Annotated in this window: 2 protein-coding genes; both read left to right on the forward strand. The window is 40.1% G+C overall.

The annotated features are described in order from the left end of the window. Positions 1-76 precede the first annotated feature (76 nt). Positions 77-2,893 (forward strand): glycoside hydrolase family 95 protein, encoded by a 2,817-nt coding sequence (locus AC1DND_RS21410; RefSeq protein ID WP_477584654.1) that lies wholly within the window; start codon positions 77-79, stop codon positions 2,891-2,893. 227 nt (positions 2,894-3,120) lie between these two features. Continuing rightward, positions 3,121-4,253 (forward strand): glycoside hydrolase family 2 protein (locus AC1DND_RS21415; RefSeq protein WP_477584655.1); only part of this gene is annotated, 1,133 nt, incomplete at its 3' end.

Here is a 4,253-nt window from a genome sequence, read left to right on the forward strand (position 1 = left end):
GTGAAAGAGGCTGTTAAAAAAGAAAAAGAAGTAAGCAGTAACATCGAAATTATTTCAGGCGATAAAGGACAATAATATGAGGTTTAAACTTTTATTAAGTACATCATTTTTAATATTGGCGGCTCATTTTTGCAGCTTTGCACAAGAAAACAACCATACGTTATGGTACAATAAAGCTGCAGAAAAGTGGACGGATGCCTTGCCAATCGGAAACGGTAGATTAGGCGCCATGATTTTCGCCGGAGCGGCTGTAGATCATATCCAATTTAACGAGGAAACCGTTTGGACAGGCAAACCAAGGGATTATAACCGGAAAGGAGCTTACCAATATCTGCCTGAGATCAGGAAATTACTTTTTGAAGGAAAACAGGCAGCAGCAGAAGCTTTGGCACAAGAACATTTTATGAGCTTGCAAAGTACATCGGGTGACAGAAAAATTTGGGTAAATGAAATGAAAGCCGGAAAAGGCATTCAAGGCAATCCTGCTTTGGCAAATTTTGATGATCAGCTTTGGAAAACGATTAAAGTGCCTTCCTATGAGGGTTGGGAAACTGTAGGATTGGCCAATCTGGATGGCGCGGTTTGGTTCAGAACCACTTTTGAAGTGCCCGAAAACTGGGTTGGAAAAGATCTTGTACTCGATCTTAATCGCATCCGTGATCAGGATTTTACTTATATAAACGGTGAATTGGTCGGTAATACTGATAATACGGAGCCAAGAAAATATACTATTCCTGTAAAGCTGATTAAAAAGGGTAAAAATGTAATTGCCATTCAGGTACTCAACTACTTCGATAAAGGCGGATTGGCTGGTTATAAAGACACCACAAAAAAGATTGGCATTTATCCTATTGGAAGCAGTGTAGAACAGGGCATCTCCTTACATAAAGAGTGGAAATATAAAATTCAGGACGAAGATCCACCTGCCGTTCCACAATATCAGGGCAGTTATCAGCCTTTTGGTGATTTGAATTTGTATTTCAAGCAGACCAAATCGATTGTATCTAATTACAAAAGATCTTTAGATATCACTACTGCCGTTGCGAAAACCACTTATACTTTAAATGGCGTAAACTATGTGCGTGAGTATTTTGCTAGCCAGCCGAATCAAGCTGTTGTAATCCATTTAACGGCCGATAAAAAGGCATCCATTAGTTTCGATGCTGAACTTTCAAGCGCTCACCGAAAATCGTCCGTAAAAGCTTTAGGGAATAATGTGATTGCCTTATCTGTTCAGGTAAAAGATGGTGCGATTAAGGGAGAGAGTCGATTAACGGCTTTAATCAAAAATGGATCTGTGAAGGTGATGAATGGCAAAATTAGCATCAATCAGGCAGATGAAGTAACACTTTACTTGACGGGCGGAACCAATTTTATCAATGCGCAGGATGTTTCTGGGAACCCTGCAGCCGCCAATGTTAAAGCACTCAATAGTTTAAAAGGTAAACCTTACACCGAAATCAAACAGAAGCACATTAAAGAATATCAAAGCTATTACAACACTTTTAATGTCGATTTTGGCCGTTCGGATAATGAAAACCTTCCTACAGATGAAAGATTAACAAAATTTGCAACTGCAAACGATCCTGCTTTTGCTGCGTTATATATGCAGTATGGAAGATATTTGTTGATTTCCAGCTCCAGGCCTGGTACTCAGCCAGCCAATCTTCAAGGGATTTGGAATGATCTGCTTACACCACCATGGGGAAGCAAGTACACTACCAATATTAACCTCGAAATGAACTACTGGCCGACTGAAATTCTTAATTTATCAGCCTTAAACGAGCCGCTTTTCAACAAAATCAAAGGACTGGCGAAAACCGGAGCTGAAACGGCAAAAGCGTATTACAATGCCCGTGGTTGGGTTTTACACCACAATACCGATTTATGGAACGGTACAGCACCAATTAATGCCTCCAATCATGGTATTTGGGTAAGTGGGGGCGGTTGGTTAAGTGATCATTTATGGGAGCATTATCAATTTAGTAAAGACCGTAAGTTTCTGGAAAGTGAAGCCTATCCTTTAATGAAACAAGCTGCTTTATTTTACGAAGATTTTTTAGTGAAAGACCCGAAAACAGGTTGGTTAATTAGTACACCTTCTAATTCACCGGAAAATGGAGGTTTAGTGGCTGGCCCAACAATGGACCACCAGATTATCAGATCGCTTTTCAGAAATTGTATAACAGCAGCCGAAACGCTTAATGTAGATGCCGAATTCAGAAAATCGCTAGCAGAAAAAGTTAAACAGCTGGCGCCAAACCAGATTGGTAAATACGGACAGTTACAAGAATGGTTAACCGATGTAGATGATACCGCAAGTAAACACCGCCATGTTTCTCATTTGTGGGGCGTTTATCCTGGAAATGACATCACCTGGGATAGTAATGAAAAGATGATGCAAGCGGCAAAACAGTCTTTGTTGTACCGCGGAGATGACGCTACAGGCTGGAGTTTAGCCTGGAAAATCAATTTCTGGGCGAGGTTTAAAGATGGCGATCATGCCATGAAACTGGTTAAAATGTTAATGAAGCCAGCCAATAATGGCGCAGGTTCTTATGTGAATCTTTTTGATGCACACCCGCCTTTCCAGATAGATGGAAACTTTGGTGGTGCAGCCGGAATTGCCGAAATGGTTGTGCAAAGTCACCAGGGCTATCTGGATATTTTACCCGCATTGCCAACGGCAATTCCAAACGGAGAAATTAAAGGGCTTCTGGCCCGAGGAGGTTTCGAACTGGATTTAACCTGGGATAAAGGTTTACTAACCTCACTTACCATAAAATCTAAAACAGGAGGAAACTGTAAAATCCGCTACAAAAACAATAATGCAACGTTCGAAACTAAAGCTGGTGAAAGTTATAAGTTGAATGGAGATTTGAAAGCGAGATGAATCAACTTACGAAATCTAAAAGGACTGAGCGGGAGAAGATTTCGTCAGTCTTAGCCTGGATTAACACACGCCAGATTTGCCTGAACACATCCCCGCGAAATTTCCCGAAGAGGTACGTGGGGACACGTACCTTGGCTAGTTGCCTCGGTTTGAGCCCGTACGAACCAAAAAGAATTCAATTTAAACAATTGCTTTTACTGCTGTTATGCTTCATCAATTTTTATGGAGTGAGTTCACTCTATGCACAAAATCAAACCAGGAAAGATGTTTTATTAAATTCAAACTGGCTCAGTATTGCCGATGAAAAAAACAACAATACTTTTGATGGTTTTCAGTTAGCCAGCTACAAAACCTTAAACTGGAAAAAAGTAAATGTTCCGCACAACTGGGATCAATATGAAGGCTATCAACGGAAACTTCATGGCAATAAACATGGCTATGCCTGGTACCGCAAAACATTTAAAAATAACGGAATTAAGTTTGGAAAACGTTTTTTTCTGTATTTTGAAGGTGTGGGTTCGTATGCAACTGTTTGGTTAAACGGTAAAAAAGTGGGTTATCACGCTGGTGGGAGAACAACTTTTACTTTGGATGTCACTTCAGCCATCAAATTAAATAACCAGGAAAATGTACTAGCGGTAAGGGCCGATCATCCTGCAAATATCCAGGATTTACCCTGGGTTGATGGTGGTTGTTCTACAGAACGCGGTTTTTCAGAAGGTTCGCAACCAATGGGCATTTTCCGGCCGGTTCATTTAATTGTGACTAATGATATCCGTGTTGAACCTTTTGGTGTTCACATTTGGAACGATAATAAAATCTCTGCAGAATCTGCTGTTTTAAACCTGAGTACCACACTTAAAAACTATGGTTTAAAGCCTAAAAATATAAACCTTGTAAACAGATTGCTGGATCTGAATGGAAAACAGATTAAAGAACTGAAAAAATCTKTTGTTGTTCCTGTCGGAAAAGAAATTCAGATCGATCAGCAGACAGACAAGATCATCAATCCAAAACTTTGGTCGTTAGAAAATCCGTATCTCTATACTTTACAAACTACCATTATGGAAAATGGAAAGATTGTAGATGAGTTGAAAACCCCTTACGGAATCAGATGGATCAGCTGGCCCATTGGTGAACAAGCAAACCAGAAACAGTTTCTGTTAAATGGAAAACCGGTTTTTATTAACGGTATTGCCGAATATGAACATCTAATCGGGCAGAGCCATGCTTTTAGTAACGAGCAGATCAGTTCGAGAGTTAGGCAAATTAAAGCTGCTGGTTTTAATGCTTTCCGCGATGCACATCAACCACATCATTTATTGTATTCTGATTATTGGGATAAAGAAGGGATTTTATG

This window comes from Pedobacter sp. 01N416 (assembly GCF_056399685.1).